The sequence below is a fragment of the Pyramidobacter porci genome (assembly GCF_009695745.1).
Taxonomy (GTDB): domain Bacteria; phylum Synergistota; class Synergistia; order Synergistales; family Dethiosulfovibrionaceae; genus Pyramidobacter; species Pyramidobacter porci.
Map to the genome: position 1 here is coordinate 1 of NZ_VUNH01000008.1, position 16,480 is coordinate 16,480.

Sequence of the window (16,480 nt, forward strand, 5' to 3'; positions counted from 1 at the left end):
CGCGCGGCTTCGGCCACGAGGAGATGGAGAGGATCGCCGGCTGGATCGACCGCGTCGTCACCCACATCGACGACGAAGCGGAGATCGGGAAAGTCCGCGCCGAGATCACCGAGCTCTGCGAGGCAAAGCCGCTTTATCCCGGGATGTACTAAGGAGGTAAACATGTTTCAATATCTATCTGAAATTACAGATGTTCTTTGGGGAACCCCTCTTACTATTTTGATGATTGGCGTCGGTCTGTATCTAAGCATTCGCACAAAATTTTTTCAATTTACAGGCTTTAGAACTACTTATCGATTAACAGTCAATGAAATATTCGGGAGAAATAAAAAGACGGATGATGACCATGCTAAACACTCGGGAACGCTGAAGCCTTTTCAGGCGCTCTCGACCGTTTTAGCGGGTACAATCGGGTCAGGTAATATTGCAGGAGTTGCTGCAGCAATTGCCGTAGGCGGCCCCGGGGCCGTTTTTTGGATGTGGATCATTGCATTTGTCGGTATGATCACAAAAATGGCCGAAGTGACCCTTGCGCTGGCATTCCGCAAAAAAGGGACAGACGGTGAATTCTATGGCGGGCCAATGCATTACATGCGCAAAGGCCTCAGCAAAGGCGGCAAAACACTCGCGGCTATTTATTCTGTAGCGTTACTCATCTATGTTATTACTGACGCATGCTTTATTCAGGTGCATACCTTGGCGGAGACAACACAGAGAGTCTTTCGTGTTCCGCTTCTCATTGCGGGGGCTGTGACGGTTCTCGTCGCAATCGTTATCGTCGTAGGCGGCACAAAACGAATCGGTGAGTTCTGCGGCAAAATGGTACCGCCCATGTGCGTGCTTTACATTGTGGGAGCAATTGCAGTTATCATTGCAAACGCGAGTGAAATTTCGCATGCTTTCCAGATGATTTTCAAGTATGCCTTTGCCCCTACCCCAGCGGTAGGTGGATTTTTAGGCGCTACTACCTCGCTGGCAATAGGGCAGGGTGCAGCTCGCGGAATTTTCTCAAACGAAGCCGGCATTGGCACAGCCTCAACCGTCCACGCCACATCAAAGACGGATCATCCGGCGCATCAGGGCATGTACGGCATTCTTGAAGTGTTTATTGATACCATTATCGTATGTACGCTCACTGCGTTGGCAATTTTGACCAGTGGCGTATGGACCGGAGGAGAATCCGGCGTCAATCTGACCATCAGCGCATTCGAAACTGCATGGGGCAACCAGGGGATTATTGTGCTGGGTATTGCCATCATTCTTTTTACATTTTCGTCGTATCTCGGATTCTTCGTTGAGTATCGTACCTGCATCGAAACGATTTTCGGGGAGAAAGCGGTTAAATATTTGCAGTGGTTTTTCTTCGTACCGCCGATGCTTGCAGTCACAATGCAGGTAGAAGAGGTTTGGACAATGGCAGATATGGCAATCGGGTTCATTGTCATACCGAATATGATTGCGATAGTAATGCTTTCAAATAAATTTATTGCGTATTTCAAAGAGTATAAACAGATTCTTGCAGGAAAAACTATGAAGAGAATGCCGTGGGGAGAATAGTTATTAAAAAGCATGTTCGGTTGTTCCACGGGGCTAAAGGCATGACCGGCAAACAGGTGCAGCTCGTCCTCGACCAGGCTGGCATCACCCTCAACCGCAACATCGTCTCGTTCGAGACCTTCAGCCCGATGCTCACCAGCGGCGTGCGCATCGGCACGGCGGCGGCCACGCGCGGCTTCGGTCACGAGGAGATGGGCAAGATCGCCGGTTGAATCAAGCGCTTCGTCGCCTACATTGGCGGCGAAGCCGAGATCAAAAAAGTCCGCGCCGAGATCACCGAGCTCTGCGAGGAAAAACCGCCCTATCCCGGGCTGTAGTTAGAAAAAACACCTCAATAGGGCTCTTGAGAACAGATTGAATTTATAAGCGCCCTTACCGGCAAAACAAAGGATTTAGGAGAAACGAACCGCGGAAGAGGAAATTATGAACACAGAGAATATCAAAGCAGCTGCCGCAAAATATGAAAAGGACATGACGGCATTTCTCAGGAAGATCGTGAGACATCCAGGGGAAAGCGCACAAGAGAGCGCTCACGCAACCGTCATAGCGGAAGAGATGAGGAAGCTTTCTTTTAACAGAGTCAAAACGGATCCCATGGGCAATGTACTGGGATACATGGGAACAGGGAAAAGACTTATTGCCTTTGACGCGCATATTGACACCGTAGGCATAGGAAACAGAGACAATTGGGATTTTGACCCATATGACGGGTATGAAAATGAAACAGAAATCGGGGGAAGAGGAGTATCAGACCAACTCGGAGGAGTTGTAAGCGCGACATACGGAGCCAAGATCATGAAGGATCTGGGAATATTGAACGACAAATTTACCGTTTTGGTGACTGGCTCCGTTCAGGAAGAGGACTGCGATGGACTTTGCTGGGAATACATCATCAAAGAAGACGGTATAAAGCCCGAGTTTGTAGTGTCTACCGAACCCACAGACGGCGGTATATACAGAGGCCAGCGCGGGCATATGGAGATACGCGTAGATGTGAAAGGAGTTTCATGCCATGGCTCGGCGCCTGAAAGAGGCGACAACGCCATATATAAAATGGCAGACATTTTACAGGATATCAGAGCGCTTAACGAAAATGGGTTCTCTGCCGGAGACAAGATCAAGGGTCTCGCGAAAATGCTCGACAGCAGGTACAACGCGGATTATGCCGAAGCAAACTTTTTAGGGAAGGGAACGATCACCGTATCGGAAATTTTTTTCACCTCTCCAAGCCGATGCGCCGTAGCTGACTCCTGCTCCATATCGCTGGACAGGCGCATGACTGCCGGCGAGACCTGGGAAAGCTGTTTGGCCGAGATAAGGACGCTGCCGGCGGTTAAAAAATACGGGGATGACGTAAAGGTCAGCATGTATCAATATGCCCGAGCGTCGTACACAGGGCTTACATACCCCATAGAGAGCTATTTTCCCACGTGGGTGCTTCCAAGAGACCATAAGCTCACCCTCGCCATGGAACAAGCGCACAAAGAACTTTATGGAAACGACAGAACTTCTCCCCCGTCTCAGGAAAGCGTACGTGCGGAACGCCCCCTCGTGGATAAATGGACTTTTTCAACAAACGGAGTGTCCATCATGGGAAGAAATCATATTCCCGTCATCGGATTCGGCCCCGGCAGCGAGGCCCAAGCCCACGCTCCCAATGAAATCACTTGGAAACAGGACCTGGTAACATGCGCCGCTTTGTACGCTATGCTACCGCTTACGTATTTCAAATAAGAGAATGGAGACAAAACATATCAAACCATCAAGGAGTTTTTATCGGCCGTATCTTTTTTACAACTGTCAGGCACAGCAAAAGCGCTTTAGTTGAGATGTCCTGTATTGGACTTAAGACGAAGAGGGAGGGAAAATATGTGTAAAGAAAATATTAGCGAGAAGAAAAAATTTACCATGCCCCATATCTTTATCATCCTTTATGCCATCATACTGCTTGTAGGACTTCTGAGCTACGTACTGCCTGCGGGGGTATATGACAGAGTCGCGGACGCGACCACGGGTAGAATGATTATTAACCCCGCATCCTATCATGTGGTCAAATCGAACCCTACGGGCGTTATGGATCTGCTTGAAGCGTTTCCCAACGGTTTCGTCGATGCAGGGTATGTAGTTGTTCTTACATTCTGCGTATGCGGCGGATTCTACGTTGTCAACCAGAGCGGAGCCATAGGGGGCGCCATATCATGGCTGGCCAAAAAGATGAAGAACCGCGGCATATGGATAATTCCGATACTCATGATCACTTTCGCTGCCATAGACTGTTTTATTGGCATGTGCGAGTTATGCATGGTCTACGTGCCGATCATACTTCCGCTCATGCTGGCGCTGGGATTTGACTCCATGACGGCGTGCGCTACCGCGCTTTGCGGTTCCGCCATCGGATTCACGTCAGCTATAGCAAATCCGTTCACAACCATCATCGGTCAAAAAATCGCAGGTCTCCCGTTGCTGTCGGGCTGGCAACTCAGACTTATCTCTCTTATAGTCGTCGGGCTTGCGGGCATAGTTTATGTAATGTCGTACGCAGCCAAGATAAAAAAAGATCCCACGTCTTCCATCATGTACGAAGAAGACCTCGTTCTCAGAAAAGAACTCGAAACATCGTCAAATCAGGAAAAAAAGATGACAGGCAGGCAAAAACTCGCCGGTATCGCCGCTCTTGTCATGTTCGTCGTCATGGTATACGGAGTGTTTCAATGGGGCTGGGACACGCCTGAAATCGGCGGCATATTCATGGGAATGGCCATGGTATCGGGCCTTATTTCAGGGATGAGACCCAACGAGATCTGCTCTACGTTCCTGAACGGATGCCAGCAGGTTCTTTTGGGAGCCTTGATCGTCGGACTTTCCAGAGGCGTATCTGTGGTTATGAGCAGCGCTCAGATTACAGATACCATCATACACAATCTGGCGACCGTGCTTCAAAACCTGCCGGCAAGCGTTACATCCGTGGGTATGCTCATAGTGCAGACCATCATGAACTTCCTTATCCCCTCAGGTTCGGGGCAGACTGTCGTCACCATGCCCATCATGGCCCCTCTTTCGGATCTGGTCGGAGTTACGAGACAAACGGCTGTTCTTGCCCTTCAGTACGGCGACGGTTTCTCCAATATTTTTTATCCCGTCTCAGGATATTTTATGGCGACTCTCGCTCTCGGTCACGTTCCCTATGGAAAATGGATGAAGAAGATGGCGCCTCTGTTTGTCATATGGACTGCGTTAGCCGCCGTATTCATGGTTATCGCTCAGCTTATTAAGTGGGGACCATTCTAAATGAATGACGAGTCCCGGATAAAAAAGATCATAGACGAGATAGCGCAGGACGTTATTGATTTTGCCGTAAAGCTCGTACAAACAAAATCCATGACTTGCTCCGAGAAGCCGGTAGCAGAGATCGTCGCGGACAAGATGCGCCGTCTCGGTTACGACGAGGTAACTATAGATCCTTGCGGTAATGTGATTGGAAGAGTGGGAAGCGGAAAGAATGTATTATTCTTTGATTCCCACATGGACACCGTCGCAGTAAACGACGGACCAAAATGGAAGTACCCGCCGTTTGGCGGCGAAATTCATGACGGCAAGATCTACGGGCGAGGCGCGGTAGACATGAAGTGTCCATTGGCAGCGTCTGTGTACGCCGGATATATAGCCAAGCAAATAGGAATTCCTGATAACGTCACCGTCATGGTATCCGCCTCCTGCATGGAGGAAGACTACGATGGAGAGGCAGTGAGAGAGTATTTTAGTTGGTCGTCTCTCAAACCCAACGCCGTGGTCATTTGTGAACCGACTGACCTAAAGATAGCGACAGGCCATCGGGGAAGGGCTCTTCTAGAGATCAACATGCCTGGAAAAAGTTGTCACGCCAGCGCTCCGGAAAACGGGATCAACCCCGTATACCTATTGAGTTCCGTAATAAAAAGAGTCGAGCAGCTTTGCACTGATTTGGCGGCACAGAAAAATGTAAGCGGCGAGTGCGGCTCGGTCACGATATCAAACATATACTGCAATACAGCCTCCAATAATTCCGTTCCCATGGACGCGACAATAATACTTGACCGCAGACTTGTCACAGGCGAAGACAAAAAGTTTATAGAAAAGGAGATGGACAGCCTTGTAGCGGGAACGCCCGCTACATGGAAGTACAGCGATATTCCTGGCGTCAGCTGGACAGGCATGAATTTCATGTTCCACTCGTTTCTTCCGGCATGGGATATAGACGAGAACAGTAGCCTTGTCAAAGCCGCCGCGGAAGCGTACAAGTCGATCCGGAAATCAGAACCGGTCCTTTTCCACATGGGCGCCTGTACAAACGGAGTTGCTACGGCCGGTATGCTCGGACTTCCCACAATCGTATTCGGTCCCGGAGACATAAGCACAGCCCACTCGGCAGACGAATGCTGCGACATACAGAGCATGCTCGACGCATGCTGCATGTACGCTCAAATGGCTGTGCAAGGCAAATTCTAGGGGATTATCAATTCTTTGGAAGAAAACTTAGCCGGTTTTTCCAAAGCAGCGCCAGGCGAGCGTCTCTTCAAGAAAAGCAACTCCCGGCATCACGTTTTCATTTTATTAAATTAATAAGGAGGAATCATTATGGTCAAAGCGTGTTTTATGAGAAAGGTACTCGCTGCAGCAGCCGTCGTTATGATTTTGGGCGCCGGCACGGCTTCCGCCGCGCCGGAATACAAGTGGCGCTTCGGGCAGACTTCGGTCCGCGCCTCGCAGGGCAAGTCTTACAAGCTCTTCTGCGAACTGATCAAGAAGTACAGCAACGGCCGTATTGAGGTCGAATTCTTCCCCGACAACCAGCTTGGGACTCTCAATGAGATCTTCCACGCCGTACAGGACGGCGAAATTGAGATGTGCGGCTTCGCTCCTTACGTCAATCTCGTTCCCGGCGGCATGTTCAACTGGATGCCGTGGACTGTCGAGTCGTGGGAAGAGTGCAAGATGGCTTTCTCGCGTCCCGACGGATGTCTCTACGTGCCTCTCGAGGAGGCCATGAAGGAAGTCGGCGTTCACATTCTGTTCACCGTTTCACAGGGATCCTACGGTATCGGCAACAGCGTGCGCCCGATCAAAACGCCGGCTGATTTCAAGAATCTGAAAATGCGCGTCTCTTCGTCGCTCGGCTGCGTCCGCGGCCTGCAGAACATGGCCGAGGGAACGGGCATGACCGTCGAAACCGTGCCGTGGGGCGATCTTTACAACGCTCTGGCGAAAGGCGTGGTCGACGGCTGCTGGGATATGTGGCCTTCGCTCGTCGAGGAGCGTCACTGCGAGGTCATGAAATATTACACGTCTCTGGATTGGATGTGGGACGCCAATCAGGTCGTCATCAACGCCGAACTCTGGGCGAAGCTGCCCGACGATCTCAAAGTCGCAATCCAGAAGGCGGCCGACGAGGCCGAAGCCGATCAGTACGCCATCCAAATCGCCGAAGAGAACAACTTCAAAGAATTCCTCAAGAAGCAGCCTCACTTCGAGATTTACTATCCGACCGAGGCGGAGCGCGCCGAATTCCGCAACCGCGCCCGCAATCTCGACAACTGGAACGATCTTTGCAAGCCGTGGCTCGACAAGCACTTCCCCGGTCAGGATATGACCGCGAAGATTCTCGACCAGCTTCGAATCAATCGCGAAAAGGTATTAGCCGACAAGGCCGCAGCTGCAAAGTAACAATCAGTATCACAAGGGGGCGGCCCGAAAGCCGTCCCCTTTTTTGAAGCAAGATCTCTTTGACAGAAAAGGCGGTGCATTATGAAAAAACTCTTTTCTTTCCTGCAGAAAACCGAATTCTTTCTCGGTTCTCTCGGGCTCCTGCTGGCCATAATTCTCACGTTCTGTCAGGTGGTAAACCGCTACTGGCTTCACTTTGAAATTATGTGGATCAGCGACGCGGCGCTGTACATCTTTATTTTTACTATTTATGTGGCGATTTCCTACGGAGCCGCCGTAAAAACGCATATCGCCGTCGATATCCTTCCCGATGTCTTGTGCAAAAACAGCCGGGCGAAGCGCGCTTTATTCGACATGGCGAAAAGCGCCGTCACCGTCGCGATGATCCTGGCCATGTGGAGCCCCACGCTGCGCGTCGTCAAACGCGCCTGGAAGCATCCCGAGTTCGCCACGCTGGTGCGCTGGTTCAACACGAGCTGGCTCGTATACGCCATGGGCGTCATGCTCGTGCTGAACCTCCTCCATTACGGCTGGCATGTCTGCGAGGATATTTTCGAGCTGCAAAAACTCCGTTGGGAAAAAGAGGTGAAGGAGTGATGTTCGATCTCGGCACTTCCACAACACTCGTTACGTTCCTCGCCGGTATCGTCGCGGGGCTGCCCATCGGCTGGGTTTTCATCGGCGCGACCGCTCTCGGCGTCATTCTCGGCGGCGGCACGATGACCTTCATCGCCAACTCCTTTTTCCATTCGCTCGATTCCTCGACGGTCATGGCCATTGCCTTTTTCGTCTTTTCCGGCGCTCTCATCGGCGAGGCAGGGCTGGCGGACCGCATCGTCAATTTTTCTTACGCGCTGGTCGGACGTCTCAAGGGCGGCCTGACGGCCGTCGGCATCGTCGCCACGCTGTTCATGGGGGCGCTTACGGGCTCTTCGGTTCCCTGTATCGCCGCGCTGATTCCCCTGCTTGTCCCCAAACTGGAAAAGTTCGGTTACAGCCGCGTCTACACGACGGCGCTGCTCTGCTCGTCCAGCTATCTGGGATATCTGATCCCGCCCAGCGTGCCGGCCATGATTTACTGTCTGCTGGCCGGACAGTCGGTCGGCGCCCTGTTCCTTTCCACCGTCTTTCCCGGTCTGCTGCTGGCTCTCGGCTACTGCATCCTCAATTACCTTTACGTCGACAAATACACATCATCCAGCGCCGAAGTTCCGGAACTGCCCAAGACTTTTGCAGCTTCCGTCAAACAGGTGTGCCGCACCGGCTGGGTGGCTCTGCCGGCGCTGGGCTGTCCGGCGCTGATTTTGATCGGCATTTACGGCGGCATCTTTACGCCCAACGAAGCCGGCGGCATCGCGGCCATTTACTGTCTGCTGGTCGGCTGGTTCGCTTACCGCGAGCTGACCTGGAAACGCCTGAAAAAAGCCTTGTCCAGCACAGTCGGGACGTTCGGCATGACTACGCTGCTGCTTGCCGGCGGCACGGTTTTGACCCGTTACCTGACACGTCAGGGCGTGGCTCAGCAAGTGGCGTCGGCCATGCTTTTGATGTTCTCGAGCAAATACATGATTTTGCTCATGCTCAACATATTCCTGCTTTTCCTCGGCATGTTCCTCGACGGCATTCCCATTCTCATTCTGGTCGTACCGCTGGTGCTGCCCCTGATGACGGAGCTGGGGGTCAATCTGGTTCACCTCGGCGCGATCATGGTGGTCAACGTCGGCATCGGCGTGATGACGCCGCCGTTCGCCATGTCGATCTTCGTCGGATCGCGTTTGTCGGAAATCTCCGCGGCCAACCTGACGAAAACGATGCTGCCTTTCCTGTTCTACGTTTCCATCCCCGTCCTGCTGCTGACAACGTATTTCCCTTTCCTGTCGTGCTGGCTGCCCGAGCTGCTTCTGGGCGCGAACGTCGTCGGCGCGTGGTAAATGGACGGCGGAAGCTTTAGCCCGCGCTCGAGAGATTCTCGGTTTAAATTTTTTTGAGGAGGGAAGGCAATGACGTACGATCTGTTGCTCAAAAACGGCATGTGCTACGCCGGCGACGGCAAGGAAGGCTTCTGCGCCGACGTGGCGGTCAAAGACGGCAAAATTGCCGCCGTCGGCAGCGTTCAGGCCGAGGCGCGACGCACGATCGACGCCGCGGGGCTGGCGGTGGCTCCCGGTTTTATCGACACGCACAGCCACTCCGACCTCGTGGCTCTGGTCGAACCCGAAATCGCCAACAAGACGACTCAGGGGGTCACGACGGACATCATCGGTCAGGACGGGATGTCGCTGGCTCCCGTCGTGCCGGAATTTCTGTCTTCATGGGAAAAGACGATGGCCGGCCTGGAGGGGCAATATCCGGTCGACTGGAAATGGCGCTCCGCCGAAGATTATCTGAAACGCCTCGACGCGATGCCGTTAGGGCCCAATCTCGCCTACCTGGCGCCGACGGGCAATATCCGTATGTGCGTAATGGGTCTTGAGAACCGTCCCGCCACGGCCAGCGAGATCGATATGATGAAAGATCTGCTGGAAAAGTGCATCGGCGCGGGCGCGGTCGGCCTCTCCACAGGTCTGATCTATCCTCCCAGCAACTATATGACGGAAGATGAGATCGCCGCGGTCACCAGCGTTCTGACCAAATACAACCTGCCGTTCGTCATTCATCAGCGCAGCGAGGCCGACGACATTCTCAACTCGATGGACGAGGTGTTCCGTATCAGCCGCAAATCGGGCTGCCCCATTCATTTCTCGCATTTCAAAGTCTGCGGCATGAAGAACGCCCACCTGTTCGACGCCGTCATGAAAAAACTCGACGAAGGGGAAAAAGATATCCAGCTTTCGTTTGATCAGTACCCTTACGCCGCCGGCAGCACCGCGTTCAGCGTCATCCTGCCGCCGTGGGCCCACGACGGCGGCGCGGAAAAATGCCTTGCCCGCCTCGCCGACAAGGACGCCCGCGCGCGCATGAAAACAGACATCGCCAAGGGGATCCCCGGCTGGGACAATTTCGTCGATTTCGCCGGCATGGAAAACATTTTCGTGACATTCGTGAAGACGCCGAAGAACGCCGATCTGGTCGGCAAGAACATGATCGAAATCGGCCAAATCCGCGGCAAAGATCCCTTCGACGCCTCGTTCGATTTGCTGCTCGAAGAGGAACTGGCGGTCGGCCTGGTGGACTTTTACGGACTGGAAGAGCACGTCGAGGCCATCATGGCGCATCGTCTCCAAAATCCTTGCACCGACGGCATTCTCGGCGCCCGTCCGCATCCGCGCGTGTACGGTTCGTTCTCGCGCATCCTCGGTCGTTACGTGCGCGAGCGCAAACTGATGACGCTGCCCGAAGCGATCCGCAAGATGACCTCCCGTCCCGCCTCCATCTTCAAGATGAAAGAGCGCGGTCTGCTCAGGGAAGGTTACGCCGCCGACATCGCCGTCTTCGATCCCGAGACGGTGGCCGACAAAGCGACGTACACCGATCCCACGCAGTATTCCGCCGGCATTCCCTACGTTATCGTCAACGGCCGGTTGGTCGTCGACGGCGGTCAGATCGCCAAGGGGAAAGCGGGCAAGGTGCTGCGATTCGACAAGGAGTAATTTTTTCAGGCGATAGCGGCGGCGCGTTCCATTGGCGCGCAACAAGTCCGGCGTCTTCCGCATTTCATCACAAGCCAAAAAGGAGGCAAGCGATCATGTCGAAATTTTTGAACTGGTTGGCAGGCGAGCTTTGGGGCTGGCCCATGATGATTCTCATCTTCCTGTGCGGTCTGATTTTCGGCTTGGGAACGGGATTCTTTCAAGTCCGCAAGCTGCCTTACGTCCTCAAAGAAACGCTCGGCAAGTGCTTCAGAAAGGACGCGCTTGAAGGCGAAGGCACGATCACGCCGCTGCAGGCCGTTTCTTCGGCTCTCGCCGGATGTATCGGCAACGGCAATATCGCCGGAGTGGCGACCGCGATCGCGACCGGCGGCCCGGGAGCCGTTTTCTGGATGTGGATCATGGGGCTCTTCGGCATGATGACAAAATTCGTCGAGGTCGTTCTGGCCGTGCATTTCCGCGAACAAACCGAGAGCGGTGCCTTTTACGGCGGGCCGATGTACTACATCGAAAAGGGCATGGGCAGGAAATGGAAGCCGCTCGCCACGTTCTACGGCGTGATGATGATCGTCGGAGCCCTCGGCACTGCCGTATGGGTCCAGCCTCACACGATGGCTTCGGCCCTCAAGAGCACTTTCGGTATCCCGCCTCTGGCTACCGTGGTCTGCGCCGTCATTCTTACCGCGCTCGTATGTTTCGGCGGTTTCAAACGCATCGGGCGTTTCGCCGAAAGTATTATGCCCTACTTTGTCGTCGTCTATACCGTATTTTCTCTCGGGGTCATTTTTACGAACATTGCGCGACTGCCCGAAGTGGCCGGCATGATCTTTAAATACGCTTTCACCCCTCATGCGGCCGTCGGCGGTTTTGCCGGAGGCACGATGATTCTCGCCGTCCGGTACGGCGCGGCGCGAGGCGTTTTCTCCAACGAAGCCGGACTCGGAACGGCTTCGATGGTTCACGCCACGTCGATCACCAAGCACCCCTGCCGGCAGGGCCTGTACGGCATCGTCGAAGTTTTCGTCGATACGATCGTGATGTGTTCGATGACCGCGTTCGTTATCCTGCTTTCGGCTCCCGACGTATGGAGCAGCGGTTTGAACGGCATCGCCCTTACTATTTCTGCGTTCGATACGCTTTACGGAAAATTCGGCGCGTGGATCGTCTCCATATCCGTCATGCTCGCAGCTCTCACGACGATGATCGGCTACTACTTCGAATACAAAACGTCCGTCGTTTATGTCTTCGGCGAAAAGAACATGGGTATTTTCAACATTTTCTGGCTGATCCCGCCGTTCGTCGCCGTAACGCAGGACGTCGATCTGGTCTGGACGATCGTCGACATTTCGACCGGCATCGAAGGAATCCCCAACATGATCGCCATGCTTGCGCTCGCGCCTATATTTTTCAAGGTTTACAAGCAATGGATCAAGGACGGCAACTTATAGCCAGACTCAATAATTACGCAGAAAAAACCGAAACCATTCGTTAAACGTTCAAGGAGGCTTTTCCCGATGAGTGAAAAATGGCAGGACGAATTGGTTGAACTGGTTCGCGGCATGATTCGCTGCCCCAGCCTTTCCGGACATGAGGACAAAATCGCCGATTTTGTCGAAAACGCAATGAAGCGCTTCGGCTTCGACTCCACCGAACGCGACTGTTACGGCAACGTTTCGGGCCGCATGGTGTTCGGCAAAGGCGGCAAAAGACTGCTCTTCGAAGGCCATATGGACCACGTCGACGTCGCCGACCGCTCCAAATGGACCCACGATCCTTTCGCGGCCGAGATCGTCGGCGGGCGCATGTACGGCCGCGGCACGAGCGACATGAAGGGCAACCTGGGCGCCGCGATCATGGCGGCGAAACTGCTCAAAGAAAATCATGCTGAACTTAACGGCGAACTGATCGTCTGCGGCGGCGTGCACGAAGAATGCTTCGAGGGCGTCGCTTCCGAAGAACTTGGGATCCGCTGGAAGCCCGACTGCGTGATCATCGGCGAAGCTTCGTCGCTGAATCTGAAACGCGGCCAGCGCGGCCGCGCCGAAGTGGTTCTGGAGACTCTGGGGAAATCCGCCCACTCGTCCAATCCCGAGGTCGGCCTTAACGCCGTGAAGACGATGGCGCCGCTTCTGACCGCCATCGAGCGTGACTTCAAGCCAAAAGAGCAGCCCGTGCTTGGCAAAGGCATTCTCGAACTGACCGACATCATTTCCTCCCCGTATCCCGGCGCCAGCGTCGTGCCCGAGAGGTGCCGCGTCACGTACGACCGGCGTCTGCTCGTGGGCGAAACCGACGCCGAGGTGCTGAAGCAGATTCAGGACATCGTCGACGCGCAGAAGAAGCTCGATCCCCGTCTGGACGCCAGAGTTTATCTGGCTACCGGCACGGAAAAATGCTACACCGGCGAGACGATCTCCGCGACGCGCTATGCGCCCGGCTGGCTGTTCCCCGAAGACAACTGGTTCGTCGCGGCGGCGATGGAAGGGCTGAGGAACGCCGGGTTAAATCCCGAATTCTCCCATTACGCTTTCTGCACCAACGGCAGCTATTACGCCGGCAAGGCGGGGATCCCCACCGTCGGCTTCGGCGGCTCGCTCGAATCGCTGGCCCACGTGGTCGACGAATACATCGAGATCGACCAGCTCTGCAAGGCCTGCGAAGGATATCAGGGCATCGTTCGCGCCGTTCTTCGCTAGAGGCCCGTCTCATGGCTTTCTACACACTCAAATGCGCCCTCTGCGGGCGCGAATTCCCCGCCGAAAGCGAATTGAAAACGTGTCCCGACTGCGGGATCCACGGCACCATGCACGTACTGTACGACTACGACGAAGCGAAAAAGCAGATCGGCCGCGCGTCGTTGGCGGCGGATCGGCGCGTTGACCTCTGGCGCTACGAAGCACTGCTTCCGGTACGTAAAAACTCGCGCCGCCCCGCGCTTCAGGTCGGCTGGACGCCGCTCTACGACATGCCGCAGCTCGCCTCCGAATACAATGTCGGGCAGCTTTTGATCAAAGACGACGGGCGTAATCCCACGGCTTCGCTCAAAGACCGCGCCAGCGCCGTTGCCGTGACGCTCGCCGCGGAACAGAACCGCAGCGTTCTCGCCTGCGCGTCGACGGGTAACGCCGCCAGTTCGCTCGCAGGTTTCGCCGCCAACATGGGATTGAAAAGCGTGATCTTCGTTCCGGAAACGGCGCCGGTCGCCAAAGTAACGCAGCTGCTCGTGTTCGGTGCGCGGGTGTTCCTCGTCAAGGGAGATTACGCCGCCGCGGTGCGTCTGGCGATCGAGGCCATCGAGCACTACGGCTGGTACGACCGCAACTGCGCGATCAACCCGTTCCTCGTCGAAGGCAAAAAGACCTGCGCGATGGAGATCGCGGAACAGTGCGGCTGGGACGTTCCCGACAAAGTTTTCGTTTCCGTCGGCGACGGCTGCATCGTCAGCTCGACGTACAAGGGCTTTTACGACCTGTACAAAGTCGGCGTCATCGACCGTATTCCTCAGATCATCGGCGTTCAGGCGGAAGGCGCCTGCCCGATCCACAGGGCGATTCAGGAGGGCGCCGATAAAGTCATATTCGGCCCCTCGCACACGATCGCCGACAGTATCGACGTAGGCGCGCCGCACAACTGGGCGAAAGCGCTTCACGCGATCCGCGCTTCTCGCGGGAACACGACCGCCGTCAGCGACGCCGAAATCCTTTCCGCCGTCGCCGAACTGCCGCGAAAAAGCGGCGTGTTCGCCGAACCCGCGGGAGCGACTGCCTACGCCGGTTTCGTCAAATTTGCTCGCGAAGGACGGCTCAAGGCGCCGGACCGCGTCGCCGTGATTATTTCCGGCAACGGACTCAAGGATGTCGCCTCGGCGCAGAAAGCGGTTCCATCTGCGGACAAAGTCGCCCCCGATATGAAGGAGTTGATAAAGATATTCGGTTAACGGCGTTTCTCCGCTCAAAGTTCTTCATGACTCCAGTCTTTCGATCCATATCTCTGCTTTCCACATTTTTATTTTCGAATTTCATTTTTAAGGAGAAGAGTAAATGTATAACCAAATCAACCTGAGCATCGACAAAGCAAAACAAAAAAACTGCATCGAACGCGCCCGCTCCCGCGGCATCCGTATCCCCACCTTCCGCCAGATGAAAAACCCCGATAAGGAAACGCCTGTAAAAGTCAAAGAAGGGCTGAAAGAAACCGGCTTGTGGGACGTCAATCCGCTCAATCTGTTCCGCATCACCTGGAAGAACGAACCCAAAACTTCCGGCGGTCTCTACGGCGGCGTCAACTTCATCGAGTTTCCCAGTTCGCTGACGGGAGTGAAGGCGCGCATTTTCGCCCTCGTCGGCAAATGGTTCCCCACTGGTGCCCACAAAGTCGGCGCAAGTTTCGGATGCCTCGTTCCCCGTCTGATCACCGGGCAGTTCGATCCCACCCGCGACTGGGCCGTCTGGCCGTCAACGGGCAACTACTGCCGCGGCGGCGCGTACAACTCCCAGCTGCTCGGCTGCCGTTCTATCGCCATCCTCCCCGAAGGCATGAGCAAGGAACGCTTCGACTGGCTCCGCACCGTAGCCGGCGAGATCATCGCCACGCCCGGCACGGAGAGCAACGTCAAAGAAATTTACGACAAAGTCCATGAACTGCGCTCGACCCGCGACGACGTGGTGATCTTCAACCAGTTCGACGAGTTCGGCAACTATCTGTGGCATTACGAGGTCACGGGCGGCGCGCTTGAAGAGGTGGCGAAGGCACATATGCGCCCGGGCGACCGCGTCGCCGCGGCCGTTTATACGACCGGTTCCGCCGGAACGATCGCCAGCGGCGACTATCTGAAACGGTTGTGGCCTGCGATGAAAATCGTCGCCAGCGAAGCGCTGCAGTGCCCCACTCTGCTGCGCAACGGCTGGGGCGCGCACCGCATCGAAGGCATCGGCGACAAACACGTGCCATGGGTCCACAACGTCCGCAACACGGATATGATCACGGCCATCGACGATAACGACTGCATGGCGCTGATCCGCCTGTTCAACGAACCTGCCGGACGCGAATATCTCAAAAGCGCGGGAGTGCCTGCGGTCCTGGCAGAGCGACTGGATCTGTTGGGGATCTCAGGCGTCGCCAACTTGTTGAGCGCGATCAAGGCCGCCAAGTACTACGAAATGGACGAGCACGACGTCGTCTTCACCATTCTTACCGACTCGATGGAAATGTACGGCTCGCGCCTGCAGGAACTCGAAGCGGAATTCGGGGCGTACGGCGCCGTTAACGCCGAAGTCGACTTCGCAAGCCGTCTGCACGGGCAAAAAACCGATAATGCGCTGGAGCTCACCTATCCCGAACGCCTACGCGTCCACAACCTGAAGTACTACACATGGATCGAACAACAGGGAAAGAGCAGCGAAGAACTGCACAGCCAGTGGTACGACGCCGACAATTACTGGGGCGAGATCCGCACGATGGCGCCTAAGATCGATAAACTCATCGATGAATTCAACGCCGCCACGGGACTGAATTAATCGCTCCGCTCGAAACGGCGGGGCGCGGATGGAAAAGGCCGAAAGCCGCCACTCCGCGCCCCGTTTTTATTTGAAAAAAAACTTCCCCAAACCTTACCAACTTTTACTTTTCGTCCT

13 protein-coding genes are annotated in these 16,480 nt (G+C 54.9%); all 13 read left to right on the forward strand.

Going from position 1 to position 16,480, the window contains the following annotated elements; translation table 11 throughout:
- The first annotated feature begins 162 nt into the window (after positions 1 to 162).
- The 13 genes from FYJ74_RS07805 to FYJ74_RS07865 all read left to right on the forward strand — a co-directional run bounded on the left by FYJ74_RS07805 (position 163) and on the right by FYJ74_RS07865 (position 16,363).
- The gene (locus tag FYJ74_RS07805; protein WP_154529019.1) at positions 163 to 1,557 is read left to right on the forward strand and encodes an alanine/glycine:cation symporter family protein; all 1,395 of its coding nucleotides are present in this window, start codon (positions 163 to 165) and stop codon (positions 1,555 to 1,557) included.
- Positions 1,545 to 1,769 (forward strand): hypothetical protein, encoded by a 225-nt coding sequence (locus FYJ74_RS07810; protein ID WP_326830910.1) that lies wholly within the window; start codon positions 1,545 to 1,547, stop codon positions 1,767 to 1,769. Before FYJ74_RS07805 ends, FYJ74_RS07810 begins: the two co-directional genes overlap by 13 nt.
- Before the next feature lie 211 nt (positions 1,770 to 1,980).
- Complete coding sequence (locus FYJ74_RS07815; protein WP_154529020.1) at positions 1,981 to 3,291, forward strand: YgeY family selenium metabolism-linked hydrolase; 1,311 nt, start codon at positions 1,981 to 1,983, stop codon at positions 3,289 to 3,291.
- Positions 3,292 to 3,426: 135 nt separating this feature from the next.
- A complete protein-coding gene (locus FYJ74_RS07820) occupies positions 3,427 to 4,845 on the forward strand; it encodes a YfcC family protein (RefSeq protein ID WP_154529021.1) in 1,419 nt (472 codons plus the stop codon).
- A complete protein-coding gene (locus FYJ74_RS07825) occupies positions 4,846 to 6,042 on the forward strand; it encodes a YgeY family selenium metabolism-linked hydrolase (protein WP_154529022.1) in 1,197 nt (398 codons plus the stop codon).
- A 129-nt stretch (positions 6,043 to 6,171) separates the two neighbouring features.
- Positions 6,172 to 7,257: a TRAP transporter substrate-binding protein gene (locus tag FYJ74_RS07830; protein WP_154529023.1), complete on the forward strand. Its 1,086-nt coding sequence runs from the start codon at positions 6,172 to 6,174 to the stop codon at positions 7,255 to 7,257.
- An 81-nt stretch (positions 7,258 to 7,338) separates the two neighbouring features.
- Complete coding sequence (locus tag FYJ74_RS07835) at positions 7,339 to 7,854, forward strand: TRAP transporter small permease (RefSeq protein WP_154529024.1); 516 nt, start codon at positions 7,339 to 7,341, stop codon at positions 7,852 to 7,854.
- Positions 7,854 to 9,188, forward strand: coding sequence for a TRAP transporter large permease (locus FYJ74_RS07840; RefSeq protein WP_154529145.1), 1,335 nt, complete (start codon positions 7,854 to 7,856; stop codon positions 9,186 to 9,188). The genes FYJ74_RS07835 and FYJ74_RS07840 overlap by 1 nt, the downstream gene beginning before the upstream one ends.
- A 69-nt stretch (positions 9,189 to 9,257) precedes the next feature.
- Positions 9,258 to 10,847: an N-acyl-D-amino-acid deacylase family protein gene (locus FYJ74_RS07845; protein ID WP_154529025.1), complete on the forward strand. Its 1,590-nt coding sequence runs from the start codon at positions 9,258 to 9,260 to the stop codon at positions 10,845 to 10,847.
- Between the two features lie 95 nt (positions 10,848 to 10,942).
- Positions 10,943 to 12,295 carry an alanine/glycine:cation symporter family protein gene (locus FYJ74_RS07850; RefSeq protein WP_154529026.1) on the forward strand — a complete coding sequence of 451 codons (1,353 nt, stop codon included), beginning with the start codon at positions 10,943 to 10,945 and terminating at the stop codon, positions 12,293 to 12,295.
- A 66-nt stretch (positions 12,296 to 12,361) separates the two neighbouring features.
- The gene (locus FYJ74_RS07855; protein WP_154529027.1) at positions 12,362 to 13,543 is read left to right on the forward strand and encodes a YgeY family selenium metabolism-linked hydrolase; all 1,182 of its coding nucleotides are present in this window, start codon (positions 12,362 to 12,364) and stop codon (positions 13,541 to 13,543) included.
- 11 nt (positions 13,544 to 13,554) lie between these two features.
- Positions 13,555 to 14,784 (forward strand): threonine synthase, encoded by a 1,230-nt coding sequence (gene thrC / locus FYJ74_RS07860; RefSeq protein ID WP_154529028.1) that lies wholly within the window; start codon positions 13,555 to 13,557, stop codon positions 14,782 to 14,784.
- Between the two features lie 103 nt (positions 14,785 to 14,887).
- On the forward strand, positions 14,888 to 16,363 hold the full coding sequence (locus FYJ74_RS07865) for a pyridoxal-phosphate dependent enzyme (RefSeq protein WP_154529029.1): 1,476 nt from the start codon (positions 14,888 to 14,890) through the stop codon (positions 16,361 to 16,363).
- The last annotated feature ends 117 nt before the right edge of the window (positions 16,364 to 16,480 follow it).